The following is a 20,122-nucleotide window of genomic DNA, read 5'->3' as shown; positions in this document are numbered from 1 at the left end:
CCAGGGGAGGCCGAGCCCGGCGCGGGCCGCGAATCTGAGGAGCGTCCCGTCAGCACTCCGTCCGTCCGGACCGTCACCATCCCCGAAAAGCTCTCCGCCGAGCTCTTCGGTCCCTACGACGAAAACCTGCGCACTATCGAGAAAGGCTCCAATGTCCGCATTGCGGCGCGCGGCGGCGAGGTCCATCTCTCCGGGCCGGTGCGCGACGTGGAGCGCGCGGAGCGCCTGATCCTGCAGATGGTGGACCTGCTGGAAAGCGGCTACGCCTTCCGCAAGGGGGACGTGGAGATCGCCGCGCGGCTGCTGCGCGACAACCCGGAAGCCACGCTGGCGGAGTTTTTCAGCCAGGGGCGGGTGAAGGCGGCCCCGGGCCGCGCCATCACCCCGAAAACGCTGAACCAGCGTCTCTATATCGAAGCAATCCGGGCGCACGATCTGGTGTTCGCCATCGGGCCGGCGGGGACCGGGAAGACCTACCTCGCGGTCGCCATGGCGGTTTCGATGCTCACCGAGAAGCTGGTCAGCCGGGTGATCCTGGCGCGACCTGCCGTGGAGGCGGGAGAGAAGCTGGGCTTCCTGCCGGGCGACATGACGGAGAAGGTGGATCCTTATTTCCGCCCGCTTTACGACGCCCTGTTCGCCATGATGGAGCGGGAGAAGGCGGGCGCGCTCCTGGAGAAAGGGATCATCGAGATCGCCCCGCTGGCCTTCATGCGCGGCCGCACGCTCAACGACTGCTTCGTGATCCTGGACGAGGCCCAGAACACCACTTCCGAGCAGATGAAGATGTTCCTGACGCGCATCGGCCACAACACCAAGGTCGTGATCACGGGCGACATCACCCAGATCGACCTCCCTCCGGGGCGCACCTCGGGGCTCATCGAGGCCCAGAGCGTCGTCTCGGCGATCGAGGGAATCCACTTCGCCTATTTCAACGATCGCGACGTGGTCCGCCATCCGCTCGTCCAGTCGATCATCAAGGCCTACGAGAACTACCGCAACGGCAACGGCGAGCCGTCGCCCGCCTCGGCCCGCCCGGTCCGCACCCGGCCCGGCAAGGCCTCCCTCTAAGGAAACCTGTGCCCGACAGCCCTGCCGCGCGTCGGACGGCGTCGCGGCGTCCGGGGGTCGAGCTGGTCTGTCGCAGCGGCTGCCGCCCTCCAGGCCTGACGGCCCTTCCCGCGCTGGCGCGCGCCTGTCTGCGGGCCGCGGGCGGCGGCTCGGCGGAAGTGACGATCCTGTTCACCTCGGATCGGGAGATGCGCTCCCTGAACCGGCGCTTCCGCGGAAAGGATCGCCCCACCGACGTCCTTTCCTTTCCCGCGCAGGAGGGACCGGGCTATCTGGGCGATCTGGCCATCTCCCTGGCCGCGGCGCGGCGGCAGGCGCGCGCGGCAGGCTGGTCGGTGGGCGAGGAGGTCCATTTTCTGATGTTGCATGGTCTGCTGCACCTGCTCGGATACGATCACGAGAGCGATGACGGCAGGATGAACCGCCTGCAGACGAGGCTGGCGAGGCAGATCCTGGGGCTGAAGATTTCGCCGGATCGCACCGGCGATGCGAGCGGCCGGCGAAGAGATCCGGTGGAGAAGCGGCGATGAGTGACGAGACCGATGATTCAGCAGCGCCTTTCCGAGCCGGGTTCGTCTCGCTTTCCGGCCGCGCGAACGTCGGAAAATCCACTCTCCTGAACCATCTGGTGGGGACCAAGGTCTCGATCGTCTCACCGGTGGCTCAGACGACCCGTGTCGTCATCCGCGCCGTCTCACGGCTGCCCGGCTCCGAGATCGTCTACCTCGACACTCCCGGAATTCACAAGCCCGAGTTCCGGATGAATCGTGAGATGGTGCAGCGCGCCCGCCAGGTTCTCTCCGAGGTCGATCTGGCGGCGATGCTGATCGAAGGACCGGAGGGATTTGGTCCCGGAGACGCCTATGTCACACAGCTCCTGAAGGAATCGGGCACTCCCGCACTGCTGGTGATCAACAAGATCGATGCGATGCCGCGCAACCGGCTGCTGCCGCTGATCGCCGAGGCTTCCGCGAAGCATCCCTGGGAGGAGATCATTCCCTGCTCGGCCCTCACGGGAGAGGGGTGCGAGGTCATCGTGCCGGCGATCTCCCGGCGCCTTCCGCCGGGCGAGCCGCTCTTCCCGGAGGAGTTCCTGTCGGACCTGCCGGAGTATCTGGCGGTCGCGGAGCTCATCCGCGAGCAGGTGCTGGTGCGCACGCGCCAGGAGGTGCCGCACTCGGTCGCCGTGATGGTGGAGAAAATGGAGACGACCCCTCAGGGCGATCGACGCATCGAAGCCACGCTGCTGGTGGAGCGCGACTCGCAGAAAGGCATCCTGATCGGCCGCGGCGGCGAGATGCTGAAGGCGATCGGCCAGAGCGCGCGGGCCGGAATCGCCTCGGCCCTCGGCACGGAGGTCCATCTCTTCCTCCAGGTGAAGGTGCGCAAGCGATGGCGGGACGATCCCGCCATCCTGCGGCTGCTGGGCATCGTCGCGGAGTGATCCGGCCCCGCCCGGGGCCGCCGCATCGCCGTGCTACAATGACCCCCCCAAAGCGGAACATTGCGTCGGCTCGCCGCCTTTGCCGCGCCAGCACGACAGGAGCCGGGTCCTTGCCACCGATTCGAGCCGAAGGGTTCGTCCTGAGAAGCCAGGTTCTGGGCGAAGCCGACAAGATCGTCACCCTCCTGACGCGCGAGGAAGGGAAGCTCCGCGCCCTGGCGAAGTCGGCACGCAAGAGCCGCCGGCGGTTCGGCAGCTCGCTGGAGCCCTGGAGCCGCGTTTCGGTCGCCCTGTTCGAGCGCGAGTCGTCCGATCTCGCGCGACTCGACGCCTGCGATCTGCTGGAGTCGGCGTTCCGCCTCCAGGAGGATTTCGACACCGCCTGCCTGCTCGCCTACCTTTCCGAGGTGACCGACCTCTTCGCCCGCGACCGGCAGCCGGAGCCTCACTATTTCCGCCTCCTCGAGTCGCTGCTCCGCGCCCTGCGCGAGGGGCTCTCGCGCGATGTCGCCCGCCGCTACTTCGAGGTCTGGACCCTGAGACTGCACGGATTGCTCCCGGAGCTGGGCAGCTGCCAGGAATGCGGCGCGGCGCTCGGCAGCCGCGGCATGGTGGTCGACGTGGTGTCGGGCGGGGCCTTCTGCGTGCGTTGCGCCCCCGCCGGGGCGGGGCGCACGACCCTGAAAGCGGCTGGCGCCGCCATGATGGAGTCGATCCTGCGCTCGCATCCGTCCCATCTGATCGGCGCGCGGCAGGACGCCGCCGGTTTGGGGCAGGTGGGTCATCTCGCCTCCTCCGCGCTGGCCGCCTTCACACAGACCCGCTTCCGCAGCGAGCGCTTCCTCTCGCCGCACAAGGCCGCCTCATGAATTTCCAGGAGCTGGTCCTGGCGCTTTCCGAGTTCTGGGGCCGGCAAGGGGCCGTCCTGCAGCAGCCCTACGATCTGGAGGTGGGGGCGGGGACGATGCATCCCGACACCTTCTTCCGCGTCCTCGGTCCGGAGCCGTGGCGGGCCGCCTATTGCTCCCCGTCGCGGCGCCCGGTCGACGGCCGCTACGCCGAGAACCCGTTCCGCGTCTACCGGCACTACCAGTTCCAGGTGATCCTGAAGCCCTCGCCTCCGGACGTGCAGGATCTCTACCTCGCGTCGCTGGCATCGTTCGGGGTGCAGGCCGCGCGCCACGACGTTCGCTTCGAGGAGGACAACTGGGAGTCGCCGACGCTGGGGGCGGCGGGGGTGGGCTGGCAGGTGATGCTGGACGGCATGGAGATCTCGCAGTTCACCTACTTCCAGCAGACGGGAGGGCTGGAGCTGTCGCCTGTCTCAGCCGAGCTGACCTACGGCTCGGAGCGCATCGCCATGTTCCTGAACGGGGTGGAGAACGTCTTCGATCTTCCCTGGAACGGTTCGTGCACCTACGGCGACATCCGGCGGGAGGAGGAGGCGCAGTTCTCGCGCTTCAATTTCGAGGAGGCCGACCTGGCGCTGCACTCCCAGCGGTTCACGGAGTTCGAGAAAGAAGCCTATCGGCTTCTCGAGGTGGGTCTCTATCTGCCCGCCTACGATTTCTGCCTGCGCTGCTCGCACACCTTCAACGTGCTGGATGCCCGGGGAGCGGTCAGCACCACCGAGCGGCCGGCTTACATCGCGAGAGTCCGGAAGATCGCCTGCGCCTGCGCCGAAGCGCACCTGCGCCGCCGCGAAGAGCTCGGATTCCCGCTCCTGCGGAATGTTTCCGCCGCAGATTCGCCGTGAGCCCGCACCCCGACCGCTGGTTCCTGCTCGAGATCGGCTGCGAGGAGATCCCCGACGGGATGATCCTCGACGCCCTGCGCTGGCTGGCGCGCGAGTTCGCAGCGCTGACGGAGCGCTCGCGTCTGGGAGACGTGCGCTTCGATCCCGGGCTTCTGGGGACGCCGCGCCGGCTCGCACTGCGGGCCACGGGATTGCTGGAAGGGCAGCCCGATCGCGAGCTGGAGGTCACCGGTCCGCGCGTCGAGGCCGCCTATGACAAGTCCGGTGCGCCGACCCGGGCCCTGGAAGGATTCGCGCGCGCCCAGGGGACGACGGTGGATCAGGTGTATCGCACGCGAACTCCCAAGGGGGAGTGCTTGGCGGCGCGCAAGAAGGAGACGGGCCGTCCGGCGGCGGTAGTCCTCTCCGAGGCGCTGCCCGATCTCGTCTCCGGCATTCCGTTCGCGAAAACGATGCGCTGGGGCTCGGGGAGCTTCCGCTTCGCGCGGCCGATCCGCTGGATCGCCTGCCTGCTGGGGAGCCAGATCATTCCTTTCGAGGTGGCCGGGATAAAGGCCGGGCGCCGAACCCTTGGGCCGCGGTTTTCGGGCTCGCGGATGCTCGAGATCGGTGATGCCGGCGAGTATGTCGAGATCCTGGAAAAGCACGGCGTGATGGTCGATTTCTCGCGCAGGCTCCGCCATATCCAGGAGGCGGTGCGACGCGAATGCGCCCGAGTGGGGGAAGGCAGCAGGCTGGATGCTCCCGACTCGCTGTCGGAGACCCTCGCCGGTCTGGTGGAGCACCCGGTGGCCTGCTTTGGCAGCTTCGATCCGGCCTTCCTGGCCCTGCCGGCGGAGGTTCTCTCCACCGCCATGATCCATCACCAGCGGTTCTTTCCGGTGAGGCACTCCGACGGCCGTCCGGCGCCGCACTATGTGGCGGTGCTGAACTGTCCCGACGATCCCGCGGTGATCGCCGGCATCCGTCAAGGCAACGAGTGGGTCCTGCGCGCGCGCCTGCGCGACGCCGATTTCTTCTGGAAAGAGGACCGCAAGCGCGGCCTGTCGGAGAGGACCCCGGATCTGCAGCGCATCCAGTTCGAGGCAACCCTGGGGGATTATCGAAGAAAAGTGGAGCGGGTTGGAGAGCTGGCGGGGTCGCTGGCCGGCGATCTCGCCGAAGCGGGAACGGCGGTCGACCTGGCGGCGGTACGGCGCGCGGCCTCGCTGTGCAAGTCGGACCTGACGACCCTGATGGTCAAGGAGTTTCCGGAGCTGCAGGGAGTGATGGGGGGATTGTACGCGCGCGAGGATGGGGAGCCGGAGGCGGTGTGCGTCGCCATCTCGGAGCAGTACCGCGGCGCCGGCGGCGATGCCACACGCGAGGGGTTCACCAGCCGCGAGGCGGCGGTCCTGGCGATCGCCGACCGCATGGACACCTTGTGCGGCTTCTTCCTGCTCAACCGGATCCCCTCCGGCTCGAAGGATCCTCTCGGATTGAGGCGCAGCGCCCTGGCGGCGATCCAGGCTGCTCTGGATCAGCGGCTGCATCTCTCCTTTTCACGCCTGCAGCGCCGCGCCGCCGAGCTGTACGCCGAGCAGGGGATTGCGCCGCGCGAGGACGGGATCGGGCGGCTGATCCCTTTCCTCGAGGAAAGGCTGCGCTTCGTCTGCCAGGAAGGGGCCCAGCTGCGCTACGACGCGGTGAGCGCGGCGCTGGCCACCGGCGGGGACGATCCGGTCGATGCCCTGGAGCGGGCGCGGGCGCTCGACGGCATCAAAGGGCAATCCGATTTCGAATCGCTCAGCCTGTCGTACCGGCGGGTGCGCAACATCCTCGCCGACGCGCAGGTCGAGCCGCTGGGCGACGAGAAGCTGACCACCCCGGAGGAGCGCGCGCTGCTCGAGGCGGTGAAGGATTGCGAGCGACGCTGCGCTCCGCTCTGGGAGAAGCGCGACTATGCGGCGGCGCTGGGCGTCCTGGCCGGGTTGCGGGCCCCGCTGGACCGCTTCTTCGAGAAGGTGCTGGTCATGGATCCCGATGCAGAGATTCGGCGCAAGCGGCTCGCCTTGCTGCGCCGCATCTCGCTCCTGCTCCGGCGGGTGGGGGATTTTGCGGAGATGGTCCTGGAAGGGGAGACGGGGGCGCTCGCCTCCTCGAGGGGGACGCGTGGCTGAGACGGCGAAGCGGGTCTACTTCTTCGGAGAGAGCCAGGCCGACGGACATGCCGGGTTGCGCAGCCTGCTGGGCGGCAAGGGGGCCGATCTGGCGGAGATGAGCCGCCTCGGAATTCCCGTCCCTCCCGGCTTCACGATCACGACACAGGCCTGCCTGGAATACTTCGACCAGGGAAATCGCATCACGGATGGCCTCACCGGCGAGATCGAGTCGGCCCTGGAGCGTCTCGAGAAAGTGCTGGGGCGCCGCTTCGGCGATCCGCAGCACCCGCTGCTCGTCTCGGTGCGCTCGGGCGCGCAGGTGTCGATGCCCGGGATGATGGACACGATCCTGAACCTCGGTCTGTCGCCGCAGTCCGCCGAAGGGCTGGGGAAGCTGACCTCCAACCCGCGCTTCGCGTGGGACTGCTTCCGCCGGCTCATCCAGATGTATGCCGACGTCGTCCTGGAGGTGGACCGCGGCCTGTTCGAGAAGGCCCTGGAAGAAACCCGTACCCGCCGGGGCGCGGGGGAGGATTCGCAGCTCTCCGCGGAGGACCTGCAGGAGCTGTCGCGCCGCTTCCTGGCGATCGTCAAGGGAGTGGGCGGGGTCGACTTCCCGCTGGGCCCCAAGGAGCAGCTGTACGGCGCGGTGGCGGCGGTGTTCCGCAGCTGGAACAACGCGCGCGCCGTGACCTACCGGAAGCTGCACCGCATCCCGCACGACTGGGGGACGGCGGTCACGGTGCAGGCGATGGTGTTCGGGAATCGCGGCGAGACCTCCGCCACGGGCGTGGCCTTCACCCGCAATCCCGCCACCGGCGAGAAGGTCCCCTTCGGCGAGTACCTCCCCAACGCGCAGGGGGAGGACGTGGTGGCCGGAATCCGCACGCCGCGTCCGTTGTGCCGCGTCACCGGCAAGGGAGACGGAGCATCGCTCGAGGAGGTCCAGCCCGAGGCGCACCGGCAGCTGCTGGAAGTCTTCTCCCGCCTGGAAGGGCACTACAAGGACATGCTCGACATCGAGTTCACGGTGGAGGAGGGGAAGCTCTTCATCCTGCAGAGCCGGCGCGGCAAGCGCACCGGCTTCGCCTCGGTGCGCTGTGCCGTGGAGATGGTGGCGGAGAAGCTGATCGAGCCGAACGTGGCGGTGCAGCGCGTCGATCCGGAGCAGCTGGTTCAGCTGCTGGCGCCGATCTTCGAGCCGGCGGCCAAATCGGCGGCGCTGGCCGAGGGGCGTCTGCTGGCGCGCGGGCTCAACGCCGGCCCCGGTGCCGCCTCGGGCCGCGCGGTGCTGTCGGCGGAGCGGGTCGTGGAGATGGCGCGGCGCGGCGAGAAGGTGATCCTGGTGCGCCTCGAGACCTCGCCCGAGGACATCGCCGGCATGGCGGCGGCCGAGGGGATCCTGACGGCGCGCGGCGGCATGACCTCGCATGCCGCGGTGGTGGCCCGCGGCATGGGGAAGATCTGCGTGGTGGGCTGCGGCGATCTGACGGTCGACCCGGAGCAGCGCATCCTGCGCTTCCGCGACCAGGAGATTCGCGAAGGCCAGCCGATCTCGATCGACGGGACGACCGGCGAGGTGCTGAAGGGCTCGCTCCCCACCATCCCCTCGGAGGTGATCCAGGTGCTGGTGGAGCGGACCCTGAAGGAGTCGGACTCGCAGGTGTTCCGGCACTTCAGCACGCTGCTGCAGTGGGCCGACGCGGCGCGCACCCTGGGGGTGCGGACCAACGCCGACACGCCGACCGACGCGCGCGTGGCGCGCGCCTTTGGGGCCGAGGGGATCGGTCTGTGCCGCACCGAGCACATGTTCTTCGGAGCGGACCGGATTGCCGCGGTGCGCGAGATGATCCTTTCCGACACCGAGACGGAGCGCCGGCGGGCGCTGGCCAAGCTCCTGCCGATGCAGCGCCAGGATTTCGTGGAGATCTTCCGGGCCATGGAGGGGTTGCCGGTCACCATCCGCCTCCTCGATCCTCCGCTGCACGAGTTCCTGCCCAAGGACCGCGCGGCGCTGGAGGCGATCGCCGCGGAGATGGGCGCGGGCGTGGATCGCCTCTGGGCGAAGGTCGAGAGCCTGCACGAGTTCAACCCGATGCTCGGGCACCGCGGCTGCCGGCTGGGTCTGACCTACCCCGAGATCTACGAGGTCCAGGCGCGCGCCATCTTCGAGGCGGCCGCCGTGCTGACCAAGGAAGGGACGAAGGTCTTTCCCGAGGTGATGATCCCGCTGGTCGGCATCACCGAGGAGTACAGCCGGATGGCGGCGCTGGTGGCGCGCGTCCAGCAGCGGGTGAGCGAGGAGACCCGCATCCCGCTCGACGCGCGCATCGGCACGATGATCGAGATCCCGCGCGCCTGCCTGCTCGCCGAGGAGGTGGGGAAGATCGCCGAGTTCTTCTCCTTCGGGACGAACGACCTGACGCAGCTCGGGTTCGGATTCTCCCGCGATGACGCCGGCGTCTACCTGCCCTTCTACGTCGAGCGCGGCATCCTGCCGCACGATCCCTTTCAGAGCCTCGATTGCGAGGGGATCGGCCGGCTCATCCGCATGGCCGTGCAGGAAGGGCGCAAGGGAAAGCCGGGCCTCAAGGTGGGGGTGTGCGGCGAGCACGGAGGCGATCCCGCCTCCGTGGAGTTCTTCCACGATGCGGGGCTCGATTACGTGAGCTGCTCGCCCTACCGGGTCCCCGTGGCGCGCCTGGCCGCCGCGCGGGCCGCCCTCGCCTCCCGGCGATGAGGGGAAAGGGAAAGCTTCCCGCTTGAGAATCGCCATCCTCTCCCGGAAGAGGACCCTGTACACCACCCGGCGCTTCATCGAGGCCGCCCACGCCATGGGCCACGAGCCGGTGGTCCTGGATCCGATGAAGTGCTTCCTGGTCCTCTCGAGGCGCACGCCGCAGATCTACTACGGCGCCGCCGACCGGCCGCTGCCGCGCATGGATCTGGTGCTGCCGCGCATCGGTGCGTCGGTGACCGAGCACGGACTGGCGGTGGTGAACCAGTTCGACATGATGGGCGTGCCGATCGTGAACAACTCGCAGCCGATCGCGCGCTCGCGCGACAAGCTGCGCTGCTTCCAGCTGCTGTCGCGCAAGGACGTGGACATCCCGCGAACCGTCATGGCGCGCGAGCCGCACCAGATCTCCGCTGCGCTGGAGGCGGTGGGCGGCCCCCCCGTGGTGCTCAAGCTGATCCGCGGCACCCAGGGGATCGGGGTGATCCTGGCCGAGACCGAGCAGGCGGTGCAGTCGGTGATGGACACCCTCTGGTCGCTCGGGCAGACGATTCTGATCCAGGAATTCGTCGCCGAATCCGAAGGAAAGGACATCCGGGCGCTGGTGGTGGGCAACCGGGTGGTGGCGGCGATGCGCCGCCAGGCCCGCTTCGGCGAGTTCCGCTCCAACCTGCACCGCGGCGGCGGCGCGGCGCTGGTGGATCTCGACGAGGAGTACCGCAAGGCGGCCTTGCACGCCACGCAGGCGATGGGGCTGCAGGTGGCGGGGGTCGACCTGCTGGAATCGCATGAAGGGCCGAAGGTGATGGAGATCAACTCCTCGGTCGGCTTCGAGGGATTGGAGAAGGCCACCGGGATGGACATCGCGGGGATCATCCTGGAGTACGCGGTGCGCTACGCGCGCCGCCGGGGTGGGGGAGCATGGCGGAAGAGCTGAAGATCGGCGGCAAGGTGGTCTCGCCGGGCGAGAGCCAGGAGATTCTCCTGAAGATCAGCGAGTTCTACACCGCCACGCCGGTCAACATCCCGGTGATCGTGGTGCGCGGTCTGCTGGAGGGGCCGCGCCTGTTCCTCAGCGCCGCCATCCATGGCGACGAGCTCAACGGCGTCGAGATCGTGCGCACCATCATGACCGAGCTCGATCCGGCGAAGCTGAAAGGGACGGTCTTCTGCACCCCGGTGCTGAACCGCTGGGGCTTCCTGAACCACTCGCGCTACCTGCCGGGAAGGCGCGACCTGAACCGCTACTTTCCCGGCAACCCCGAGGGCAATCTGGCGCAGCGGGTGGCCCACAAGATCTTCACCGAGATCGTGCAGCGCGCCGAATACGGCATCGACTTCCACACCGCCGGGGCGGGACGCACCAACCTGGCGCACATCCGCGGCGATCTCGACAACGACACGGTGCGCCGGATGGCCAAGGCCTTCGGCACCGAGATCATCATGGACCAGCCGGCGGCGGGCGGTACGCTGCGCGCCGCGGCGACGCGCGCCGGCATCCCCACCATCATCCTGGAGGCGGGGGAGACTTTCCGTTTCCAGCGCTCCATGGTGCAGCGCGGGGCGGAAGGGGTACGCAACATCCTGGGGGACCTCGGCATGGTGGAGCATGCCGCCAAGGAACCGCGCTTCCAGGTGATCGTCAAGGTATCGGAATGGATTCGCGCCGAGCGCGGCGGCATCCTCGACCTGCGCGTGCGTCCCGGCGATCTTCTCTACGAGGGGATGGAGGTCGCCAAGGTCAGCACTCCCTTCGGGCGCGAGGTGACCGACATCAAGTCGCCCCTGACGGGACTGGTGATCGGTATCACCACGATTCCGCTGGTGCAGCCGGGCGATCCGATCTGTCACATCGCCAAGCTCGAGAAGACCCTGCCGACCGTGGAGAAATACTGCGTCGAGGACCCGGGCGGCCGCAAGCATCTCGACCTGATGGAGGCCTGATGGCGAAGATCCGGAAGCTGGACCCGCGCACGGCGGATCAGATTGCCGCGGGCGAGGTGGTCGAGCGGCCGGCCTCCGTCGTCAAGGAGCTGATCGAGAATGCCCTGGATGCCGGCTCCGCTTCCATCCGGGTGGAGATCGCTCGCGGCGGATTGGAGGAGATTCGGGTCCTGGACGACGGCGACGGGATGGAGAGCGAGGATCTCGAGCTGGCGGTCCAGCGGCATGCCACCTCGAAGCTGTCGCGCATCGAGGATCTGGGCGATTTGAAGACCCTTGGGTTTCGCGGCGAGGCGCTCCCTTCGATTGCCTCGGTCTCGCGCCTGCTCCTCGAGAGCTGTCCCGACGAGTCGGGGCGGGGAAAGCGGGTGCGGGTCGATGGAGGAGAGAGGTCTCCCCTCGAGGAGGTCGGCCATCCGCGCGGCACGACGGTGGTGGTCCGCGACCTCTTCTACAACACGCCGGCACGGCGCAAGTTCATGAAATCCGAGACCACGGAGCAGGAGCAGATCCTCGACGTGGTGTCGCGCGCGGCTCTGGCCCATTTCGACCGCCGCCTGGCCCTCGCCTCCTCCGGTCGCACGATCCTCGACCTGCCACCGGCTCGCAGCCGCGCCGAGCGGGTGCGCCAGCTCTTCGGCGAGGGGGTCGCGGCGCAGCTGGTTCCCTTCGCGCGGCATGCCGGGGCGCTGTCGGCGGCGGGATTCGCCTCCAAGCCGGAGCTGCATCGCTCCGCCGCCCGCGACGTGCGCCTGTTCGTTTGCGGGCGGCCGGTGCGCGACCGCGGCCTGATGAGCGCGGTCCTGCAGGCCTATGCGACGCTGCTGCCTCGCGGCCGCTACCCCTTCGTTCTCGTTTTCCTCGATTTGCCCCCGGAGCGGGTCGACTTCAACGTGCACCCCGCCAAGTGGGAGGTCCGCTTCGCCGATGCCGGCGGCATGTTCGAGCTGGTGCGCGGGGCGATCCGCGCCGCGCTGCAGAACGAGCGCCCGATGGTCCCCCTGGCCGGCCTCGAGGCGCCCACCGCTTCCATTCCACCGGCTGCGGGTTCTTCCGCCGCTTACTCCGAATTGGTCGGCGAGACGCCGGCCGCCTGGACCTTCTCGCCCGTCCCCTTGGCGCAAGATACCGGCGCGGAAGTCCCGCTGCCCGAGGCCGCCGCTCGCGGCGAGCGCCTGCGTCCGCTGGCCCAGTACCGCGATAGCTATATCCTGGCCTCTGACTCGGAAGGCCTGGTGATCGTGGACCAGCACGCGGCCCACGAGCGCATCCTCTACGAGCGGCTGCTGCGCGAGGCACGCGATCGCCAGGTGCCGCGGCAGGCGCTGCTGTTTCCGGTGCCTCTGGATCTGGGGCTTGAGCGCAGCGAGAAGCTGCATTCAGGGAAGGCCAGGCTGGAGGAGCTCGGCTTCGTTCTGGAGCCTTTCGGCGAGAATTCCTGGCTTCTGCGGGAGGTTCCGGCGATTCTATCCGACGTCGATCTGCCCTCCCTGGTTGCCGATCTGGCGGATGACCTCGGGGCCTCCGGCACGGGCTCCTTCGAGGCCCGCATGGACCGCCTCGCCGCCACCGCCGCCTGCCACGCGGCCGTCAAGGTCAATCATCCCCTCACTTCCGAGAAGATGGCCTACATCCTGGATGCCCTCGGGGAGGCGGCCTCGCCCATGACCTGCCCCCACGGCCGCCCGGTCGTCCTGAGGATTCGCCACGACGCTTTGGAGAAGAACTTCCTCCGTCGCTGAGAAATAGGGGTTGACCCTTCCCTGGGCTCACCGTAATATTCCTGAGCCAATATGCTCAAAGGGCTTAGAGCTTTCCGTCGATTCCAGGGCTTGGTTCGAATGGCGGGGATGGGTGTGGCCATCGCGGCCTTCGCCGCCGTTCCCTCGCAGGCATCCCACGTCGTAACCTTCACCGGCGGCGGGACCCTGGAGATTGCCTCCTATCGCATGGAAGGCTCGCGCATCATCGTGACCCTCGAAGGAGGGGGCGAGCTGGCTTTCCCGGCGATGCAGGTCAGCGGCATCGCGAAATCCACAACCCCTGCGCCGGTCCCGGTCCCGCCGGCACCCATCGCGCCGCCCGCCGTCGCTCCGCAGTCTCCCCAGGCGGCGACGGAGATACCGCACATCTCCCCTTGGGATCCCGAGCCGGGAGTCCGGGCCCTGATACGTCAGGTGGCGGCGTCCATGGAGGTCGATCCGAAGTTGCTGGAGGCTCTGGTGGAGACGGAGTCGAAGTTCGATCCCTACGCCGTCTCAAGGAAGGGGGCGATGGGGCTCATGCAGCTCATGCCCGACACCGCCCGCCGCTTCGAGGTGGGAAATGTCTTCGATCCGCGGCAGAACCTCGAAGGAGGGACCCGCTACCTGAAAGAGCTGCTGGCCCGCTACGACGATACGGCCCTCGCCCTGGCCGCCTACAATGCCGGCGAGGATGCCGTCGACCGCTACAAAGGCATCCCCCCCTACCGGGAGACGCGCGGCTACGTGTCGCGCATCCTCCGGCGCATGAAGCCCTGACGCGAAAATCTGCACCGGCCAAATCGCCGGATCTTCCCCCTCGGGTCCCAGAAGAGCGCGCGCCAGATCCTTCCCTCTGAACCCGTCCACCTGCAGCGAGGTCTTGTAGAACTGCTTCGCCGCCTCGCGCTGGCCGGTCTGCCATCGGGTGCGTCCCAGGAAGAGGTTCTTCCAGCCCAGGATCCAGGGAGCCGACAGCTCCGGCGAGTCGGGAATCTTGGCGAGATAGGCGCGCGAGTCCTCCCACTGGCGCTGCTGGAAGGCAAGCCTTCCCCGATGGAACAGCAGCTCCGGCGAGGTCGGGTTCTTCAGCAGCAATCCGTCGATCAGGCTCAACGCTTCCTTGGGGGACGCGCTCTCCATGCGTGCCAGCGAGCGTGCGATCGCCGGGTCCTGCCAGGCGGGTTTGCCGAAGCGAGCTCGCAGATCGTCCCGTTCGAGAGGCGTTGCCTGCAGCGCCGCGAGGATCTTGTCGAGGGCCTCGCGGTCGCCGGTGCGATAGGCGGCGCGCGCCCCGACCGACAGCGCGCGGGCACGCCACTCGGTCTCGAGCGGGGGACCCTGCACGGCGGCGGACAGCTCGCGCAGCGCCTCGGCGCCATGCAGCGAAAGCTCCAGCGAGTCGGCGAGCTGCACCTGCAGGAGGCGGGCCCAGGAGGCCTGCTCGGCATTGTGCGCGCCGCGCGACGCCGCGATGGCCTGCTGCAGCGTGGCATGCGACTCGGGGTAGTAGCCCAGGCGCATCTGCAGCTCACCGACACTCCCGAGAATGATCGGCGAGCCGGGATTCAGCTCCAGGGCGGTCTGCAGGTGGCTCAAGGAGGTGCGGTACTTGTGCTCGTGCTTTCCCTGGTAGATCACCGCCAGCAGCAGCTGCGCCTCCGTTCGGAAGTAGCGGCCGTTGCGGGCCACCTCCTCCAGCTGCGAGAGCCCGAGCGCGCTGTCGCCCCCAGGAAGGAAGAGCACCGTCCGCAGTCCCTTCACCAGGACATTGACCTTGTCGGCGTAGTAGTTGTAGGCCCCCAGCCCGAAGCGCGCATCGATCAGATCGGGACGCAGCTGCGCCGCCTTCTCGAGCTGGCTTTTCCCCTTCCGGGCCGCCGAGGCGGCCTTGAAGATATGCTTTTCGGCGGCGCGGTACTGGGCCAGGAAGATGTAGGCCGTTCCCAGCGACATCAGTGCGTCGGGATCCTCGGGAGACAGGTTCACCTCGGCCTGGGCCAGCCGGAGCGCCTCCTCCAGGTGGTATTCCATGGTGTCGTTGCTCACCTTGGTGCCCGACTGCAGGCGGCGCCACCATTCGCAGAAAGCCAGGAAGAGATGGCCGCGGGGATCGGAAGGGTAGTGCTGCAGGAAGGAGCGGAAGCGCATCTGACCCTGGTTGAAGCGTCCCTGGTGCAGCTCCGACAAACCCTGCATCAGGTCGGCATCCTTCTCGGCCGGCTTGACGGGGATCTCGGCGCCGGCCGCCAGAGCGAACGAGATGGTCAGGATGGGAAGTAGAGCTCCGATGACGCGCCTTGCCCGCATGTCCCCCTCTTCGAAGACTGGTTAAGGCCGTCTTTCAATATAGCACGCGCTCCCGGGCGCGCCTTCCTGTCAGAGACCTGACGGTGCGGCGGATGGCTGACTGGGAAACCGGGCCGACCTTCCGTTACCTTTTGCTTCACCCGCCCTCCTCTTCTTCCAAAGATCGCGCGGCATCCGCCCGGAACCTGCCGCGCTTCCGACACGGCGATGGAGGCTTAGACAACCTGCCGCCCCGTGTCCAAACCCTGGAACACTTCTTGCTGTTTTTCGCGACAGTTCACAGAGGTGCACCCCCCACGTCCGGGGACCGGCCTCGGAGGAAAGGAAAACCCGAAGATGGATGCGACGACGAATCGTTCACGAATCCTGGTGGTCGGCGGCGAGGACGGCACCGCCGCGACCTTTGCCGCCCCGCTGACGGAAGGGGGACACCAGGTCGCCCGGGTGACCACGGGACGGGAGGCGCTGGCCCGCGTCGAGGCGCGGTCGGCCGACCTGATCCTGGTCGATTGCCAGCTGCCCGACATCGACTCGCTCGATCTGCTGGTGCGGTGCAAGCAGCTCAGCCCCGGCAGCCCGGTCTTCCTCACCGCTTCCTCGCCCTCCGTCGAGACGGCCGTGGAGGCCCTGCGCCGCGGGGCCTACGACTTCCTGCTCGCCCCGGTCGAGCCGGCCGAGCTGCTGCGGCGCGTGGACAACGCCCTGCACCTGCGGCGCCTGGGGGAGCAGCGCCGGCGCACGGCGGAGGAGCTGCAGCACGAGAAGGTGCGCAACCTGGAGATGCGGCGCGATCTGCAGGCGCGCTACGGCTTCTCGGCCATCCTCGGGAAGAGCCCCAAGATGAAGCAGGTCCACGATCTCGTCCTGGAGATCACCCGATCGGATTCCACCGTGCTGATCCAGGGGGAGAGCGGCACCGGCAAGGGGCTCATCTCGCGCATCATCCACTACAACAGCCAGCGCTGCGATCGCCCCTTCGTGGAGGCGAACTGCGCCATCTACTCGGAAGGGGTGCTGCATAGCGAGCTGTTCGGGCACGAGAAAGGGGCATTCACGGGCGCCGTCAAGCAGAAGCGGGGACGCTTCGAGCTGGCGAATACCGGCACCATCTTCCTGGACGAGATCGGCGAGATCAGCCAGGCCACCCAGATCATGTTGCTGCGCTTCCTGCAGGAGCGCCGCTTCGAGCGCGTGGGCGGCGAGGAGACCCTGGAGGTCGACGTGCGGGTCATCGCGGCGACCAACAAGGTCCTGTCGGAGAGCATGGAGCAGGGGACTTTCCGCAGCGACCTGTTCTACCGCCTCAACGTCATCCCGCTGTTCATCCCGCCGCTGCGCGAGCGCTCGGAGGACGTTCCCCTTCTGGCGAACCGCTTCCTCGAGGACTGCGCCCGCAAGGCGGCCAAGAGCTACCAGGGATTCACGGACGAAGCGCTCGAGGCCCTCGTGGATTATTCCTGGCCGGGCAACGTGCGCGAGCTGGAGAACGCCGTGGAGCGCTCGGTCGTCCTGGCCAAAGGGGAGTGGATCACACTGGCCGATCTGCCCTCCGGAGTACGCCAGCCGCTGGAGGATCGCGGCCCCATGAAGCTGTCGTTGTACGAGAACGAGCGGCTCTACATCTTGAAGACGCTGGCGGAGTGCAACTGGAACAAGAAGCTCACGGCGTCGGTGCTCGGGATCAACCGGTCGAGCCTCTACAGCAAGCTGAAGAAGTACGGCATCGGCGCGGAGTCGGCCAACTGACGAGGGACCCGGGTCCCCTCGCTGCGGAGGGGGGGAGGCCTTGATGGCGCTCGCCTCGCAGCCCCGACGGCTGCGCATCTACCTGTCGATGGTCAATGTTCTGGGCCTGTCGCTGGCCGCGCTGGTGCTCTTTCGCCAGGCTCCCGTCCCCTCCATCCCGCTCCTGGTCATCGCCGCCATGGCCGCGGTCGCGGCTCCCCACACCGTCACCATCGGCGCCCGCATGGAGATGAGCGTCTTCCATCCGTTCATCCTCACCGCGATGCTGGTGCTGGGGCCCGGCGCGGCCCACCTGACGGCGGTGGTCTCGGTCGCCTCGATGGCCATATTCCCCCGGCAGCGCTGGGAGAGCTACCGCCTGTTGTTCAACCTCAACGGAATTCTGATCACCACGTCGGTGACATGCCTCCTGTTCGCCGCCGCGGGCGGGCACAGCGGCAGCCCGCTGCTGGAGCGCGATCTTCCCGCGCTGCTCGCCAGTACCGTGGGCTTCTATCTTTCGAACACGCTGCTCGTCGCGGGGGCCGTCGGATTGTCCACCGGCAGCCGCATCCTGACGGTGTGGAAGGAGAAGTATCTCTGGTCGGCGCCCAGCTACTTCGCGGGGGCGGCCCTGGCAATGATCCTCGGGCTGATGGTCGGCCGCTTCGGCATATACAGCCTGCTGCTCTGTCTGCCGCTGTCGGCGCTGCTCTACTACTCCTACCGGCTCTACGTCGAGAGCCTGGAGGAGAAGCAGAAGCACGTGGACGACATCCAGCGGATGAACCGCGACCTGGAGCGCAAGGTTCGCGAGCGCACCGACGAGCTGGAGATCCTCAACCAGAAGCTCAAGGAATCGAACGCCGAGCTGATCCGGGCCAATAATCTCAAATCCGAGTTCCTGGCCAACATGTCCCACGAGCTGCGCACGCCGCTCAACGCCATCATCGGCTTCTCCGAGCTCCTGCTGGAGCACGGCGATCGCTCGCTGGCCGATTCGCAGCGCGAATACGTCGGTGACATCCTTTCCAGCGGCCGCCATCTGCTCGAGCTGATCAACGACATTCTCGACCTCTCCAAGATCGAGGCGGGCAAGATGCGCCTGGCGCTCGATGAGTTCGACCTGGGGCAGGTGGCCGAGGAGGCGCTGATGATCCTGAAGGTGGAGGCGTCGCGCAAGGACATCCGGCTGGAGGCGGAGCTTGAGCCGGGGGCGCGCGATGTCGTGGCCGACCGCTCCAAGCTGAAGCAGATCCTCACGAACCTGCTGTCCAACGCCGTGAAATTCACCCCTCCGGGAGGGCGCGTGCGGCTGGCGGCGGCGCGGCGCGACGGACGGCTGGAGATGCGCGTGGAGGACACCGGGATCGGCATCCGCAAGGAGGACCAGGAGCGCATCTTCGCCGCCTTCATCCAGGTGGATGGCTCGTATGCGCGCAAGTACCAGGGCACCGGGCTCGGGCTGACCCTGGTGAAGCGCTTCGTGGAGATGCACGGCGGGACGATCACGGTGGAGAGCGAGCCGGGGAAGGGAAGCACCTTCCGCGTCACACTTCCCCTGTCGGCGCGGGAGGAAACTTCCGAGCCGGTCGTGGCGCCCCCGACGGAGGCCAGCGCCGAAGCGGCCGGAAGCGAAGCGCACCTCGGCGGCAAGTCGATCCTGGTGGTCGAGGACAATCCAGCGAATCTGAAGCTGGCCCGAGAGGTTCTGGCGTCCCGCGGCTATCGGGTTCTGGAGGCGGCGAGCGGCGAGGAAGCCCTGGACACGCTGCGCTACATCCACCCCGATCTGATCCTGATGGACCTGCAGCTCCCCGGCATGGACGGCCTGACCGTGACGCGCCGCCTGAAAGGGGACCCCGCGACCCGCCATATCCCGACCGTGGCGCTCACCGCGCACGTGATGGCGGGGGACGATTCGCGCGCCCTGGAGGCGGGATGCGTCGGCTATATTCCCAAGCCAATCGACACGATGAGCTTTCCGCAGCGAGTCGCCGAGATCCTGACGCGCTACCCCGCGCCGCAAGGATCCGGCAAGCCCAAGGAGACCGCATGACGACCCAGGCGACGATCCTGGTGGTGGACGACGACCCGAGGAACCTCAGGCTGATGGAGTCGATCCTGAAGTCCTCCGGCTATCCGGTCCTGAGCGCGCACGACGGCGAGGAGGCCCTCGGGACCCTGTCTCGCGAGCGGGTCGACGCCGTGCTGCTGGACGTGATGATGCCGGGGATGAGCGGCTTCGAGGTCTGCGGCCGGATTCGCGGGCGCTACGAGACGCGATTGCTGCCGGTCATCATGGTGACGGCGCTCAACTCCCTGGAGGAGAAGGTGCAGGCGCTGGAGATCGGCGCCGATGACTTCCTGTCGAAGCCGGTCAACCGGGTGGAGCTGCTCGCCAAGCTGCGCACCATCCTGCGCGCCAAAGCGCTGCACGACGAGGTCGAGCAGACCCGCCTCCAGCTCGAGGAAAAGAACCGCGAGCTGCTGAAACTGGAGCAGATGCGCGAGAAGCTGACCCAGATGGTGGTCCACGACTTGAAGAACCCGTTGACCGGCATCGTGGGAAACCTGCAGCTGCTGGAGATCCAGGGGCCGGGGATGCCCGCCGAGTCGTTCCGGCAGATCCTGACCCGCACGCAGGAGAGCGCGCGCCAGCTGATGGGGCTGATCCTGACACTGCTCGACGTGGCCCGCATGGAGGAGGACCAGCTCACCCTGAAGCGGCGCCGCCTGCGCCCGGAGGATCTGATCCGTTCCTGCCTGCGCCAGGGAGAAGGGCTGGCGCGCAAGGCGGGAGTCGAGCTGATCGCGGCCCTGCCGGACTCCCTTCCCGAGGTGGAGGCCGACCCCGACCTCGCCGCCCGCGTCCTGGGAAACCTGCTTTCCAACGCTCTCAAGCACACGCCGACGGGTGGCAAGGTGGAAGTCGGCGCGGCCGCAGAAGGGGAGGGGGCGCGCTTCTGGGTGCGCGACACCGGCGAGGGAATCCCTCTGCAGCTGCTGCCGCGGGTGTTCGACAAGTTCGTCGTCGGGGAGCCGTCCCCCAATGAGGCCGGCATGGCGCGCGGCACCGGGCTGGGTCTGACCTTCTGCAAGCTGGCGGTGGAAGCCCACGGCGGCAGGATCTGGGTGGAGAGCCAGCCAGGCGCGGGCAGCAATTTTTTCTTCACCCTGCCCGGCTCTTCCGCGCCCGGCGAACCCGCGCCGACGGAAGCGGCGCGTTGACAGGCAAAAAAACGCTGTGCT

Annotated in this window: 14 protein-coding genes and 1 pseudogene; 14 read left to right on the top strand and 1 reads right to left on the bottom strand. The window is 67.9% G+C overall.

From position 1 onward, the window contains the following. Positions 1-207 precede the first annotated feature (207 nt). From VFW45_08095 to VFW45_08045, 11 genes are all read left to right on the top strand, one after another. On the top strand, positions 208-1,071 hold the full coding sequence (locus tag VFW45_08095) for a PhoH family protein (GenBank protein HEU5180739.1): 864 nt from the start codon (positions 208-210) through the stop codon (positions 1,069-1,071). Positions 1,072-1,079: 8 nt separating this feature from the next. Next, on the top strand, positions 1,080-1,601 hold the full coding sequence (ybeY, locus tag VFW45_08090; protein ID HEU5180738.1) for an rRNA maturation RNase YbeY: 522 nt from the start codon (positions 1,080-1,082) through the stop codon (positions 1,599-1,601). Beyond that, positions 1,598-2,515 (top strand): GTPase Era, encoded by a 918-nt coding sequence (gene era / locus VFW45_08085; protein HEU5180737.1) that lies wholly within the window; start codon positions 1,598-1,600, stop codon positions 2,513-2,515. The genes ybeY and era overlap by 4 nt, the downstream gene beginning before the upstream one ends. 110 nt (positions 2,516-2,625) lie before the next feature. Next, complete coding sequence (gene recO / locus VFW45_08080) at positions 2,626-3,384, top strand: DNA repair protein RecO (GenBank protein ID HEU5180736.1); 759 nt, start codon at positions 2,626-2,628, stop codon at positions 3,382-3,384. Next, entirely contained in the window at positions 3,381-4,271 is an 891-nt protein-coding gene (locus VFW45_08075; GenBank protein HEU5180735.1) for a glycine--tRNA ligase subunit alpha, read from the top strand. Before recO ends, VFW45_08075 begins: the two co-directional genes overlap by 4 nt. Beyond that, complete coding sequence (gene glyS / locus VFW45_08070) at positions 4,268-6,430, top strand: glycine--tRNA ligase subunit beta (GenBank protein ID HEU5180734.1); 2,163 nt, start codon at positions 4,268-4,270, stop codon at positions 6,428-6,430. The genes VFW45_08075 and glyS overlap by 4 nt, the downstream gene beginning before the upstream one ends. Continuing rightward, positions 6,423-9,152, top strand: a complete 2,730-nt coding sequence (ppdK, locus tag VFW45_08065) for a pyruvate, phosphate dikinase (protein HEU5180733.1) — start codon at positions 6,423-6,425, stop codon at positions 9,150-9,152. The genes glyS and ppdK overlap by 8 nt, the downstream gene beginning before the upstream one ends. A 22-nt stretch (positions 9,153-9,174) precedes the next feature. Further along, positions 9,175-10,086 carry a RimK family alpha-L-glutamate ligase gene (locus tag VFW45_08060; GenBank protein HEU5180732.1) on the top strand — a complete coding sequence of 304 codons (912 nt, stop codon included), beginning with the start codon at positions 9,175-9,177 and terminating at the stop codon, positions 10,084-10,086. Next, positions 10,071-11,093, top strand: coding sequence for a succinylglutamate desuccinylase/aspartoacylase family protein (locus VFW45_08055; GenBank protein HEU5180731.1), 1,023 nt, complete (start codon positions 10,071-10,073; stop codon positions 11,091-11,093). The genes VFW45_08060 and VFW45_08055 overlap by 16 nt, the downstream gene beginning before the upstream one ends. Continuing rightward, positions 11,093-12,835, top strand: a complete 1,743-nt coding sequence (gene mutL / locus VFW45_08050; protein HEU5180730.1) for a DNA mismatch repair endonuclease MutL — start codon at positions 11,093-11,095, stop codon at positions 12,833-12,835. Before VFW45_08055 ends, mutL begins: the two co-directional genes overlap by 1 nt. A 99-nt stretch (positions 12,836-12,934) precedes the next feature. Further along, the gene (locus VFW45_08045; GenBank protein HEU5180729.1) at positions 12,935-13,615 is read left to right on the top strand and encodes a lytic transglycosylase domain-containing protein; all 681 of its coding nucleotides are present in this window, start codon (positions 12,935-12,937) and stop codon (positions 13,613-13,615) included. Positions 13,616-13,840: 225 nt separating this feature from the next. Here the strand turns inward: VFW45_08045 and VFW45_08040 are convergent. Continuing rightward, a pseudogene (locus tag VFW45_08040) lies at positions 13,841-13,978 on the bottom strand (hypothetical protein). A gap of 1,503 nt (positions 13,979-15,481) precedes the next feature. Between VFW45_08040 and VFW45_08035 the strand changes: the two are divergent. From VFW45_08035 to VFW45_08025, 3 genes are read left to right on the top strand one after another with little or no spacing between them, the layout of a single operon-like run. Next, positions 15,482-16,891, top strand: a complete 1,410-nt coding sequence (locus VFW45_08035; protein HEU5180728.1) for a sigma-54 dependent transcriptional regulator — start codon at positions 15,482-15,484, stop codon at positions 16,889-16,891. 43 nt (positions 16,892-16,934) lie between these two features. Then, positions 16,935-18,929, top strand: a complete 1,995-nt coding sequence (locus VFW45_08030; protein ID HEU5180727.1) for an ATP-binding protein — start codon at positions 16,935-16,937, stop codon at positions 18,927-18,929. Next, on the top strand, positions 18,926-20,101 hold the full coding sequence (locus tag VFW45_08025) for a response regulator (protein ID HEU5180726.1): 1,176 nt from the start codon (positions 18,926-18,928) through the stop codon (positions 20,099-20,101). The genes VFW45_08030 and VFW45_08025 overlap by 4 nt, the downstream gene beginning before the upstream one ends. The last annotated feature ends 21 nt before the right edge of the window (positions 20,102-20,122 follow it).

The sequence above is a fragment of the Candidatus Polarisedimenticolia bacterium genome (assembly GCA_035764505.1).
Taxonomy (GTDB): Bacteria; Acidobacteriota; Polarisedimenticolia; order Gp22-AA2; family AA152; genus AA152.
This window is presented reverse-complemented; position numbering and strand designations above follow the sequence as displayed.